Raw genomic sequence first — 605 nt, forward strand, 5'->3', positions numbered from 1 at the left:
GACCACGGCGGCGGCGAGCTTGGAGAGGGGCTCGCCGAGGGAGTTGACGGCGTCGGAGAAGGTCTTGCGCTCGGTGTCGGTGACCTTGTCGTAGGAGGTGTAGCTGCCGTCGGCCTGCTTGTACTTGGCGAGCAGGGTCTGGATGGCGGCGAACTCGGAGTCCAGGGTCCTGGCGAGGTCGGCGTCCTTCTCGGCGGCGACGGGCTTGAGCAGCTCGTAGGCCTTCTTGGCGCCCTCGACGTTGGCGGCGAAGTCGGCGAGGTCGGTGTGGCTGTAGCGGTCCTCCTCGCCGGTGACCTTGCCGGTGGCGACCTCGTCGAGGAGTTCCTTGGCGCCGTTGGCCATGCTGGTGGCGGTGATCTCGGCCTCGGGGATGCGCTTCTGCCAGTCCTTGAGGTCGGCGACCAGCTGGTCGGCGAGCTTCTTCTCCTCGTCACCGATCTTCGCGTCCGCCCAGAGGGACTTCTCCAGCTTGTGCCAGCCGGTCCATTCCTGGCCGGGCTCCAGGCCGTCCTCGCGGGTGTCGGTCTTGGGGTCGACGTCGCCGAAGCTCTCGGCGACGGGCTCGGCGCGCTCCCAGCCGGTGCGCGAGGGCGCGTAGAGGG

General features: G+C 69.1%; 1 protein-coding gene. It reads right to left on the minus strand.

What is annotated here, in order from left to right; all coding sequences use genetic code 11:
* On the minus strand, positions 1-605 hold a 605-nt coding region (efeO, locus tag BI06_RS55420; RefSeq protein ID WP_149030283.1), incomplete at both ends, for an iron uptake system protein EfeO.

The sequence above is a fragment of the Kitasatospora sp. MBT66 genome (genome assembly GCF_000710405.2).
Lineage (GTDB): Bacteria > Actinomycetota > Actinomycetes > Streptomycetales > Streptomycetaceae > Kitasatospora > Kitasatospora purpeofusca.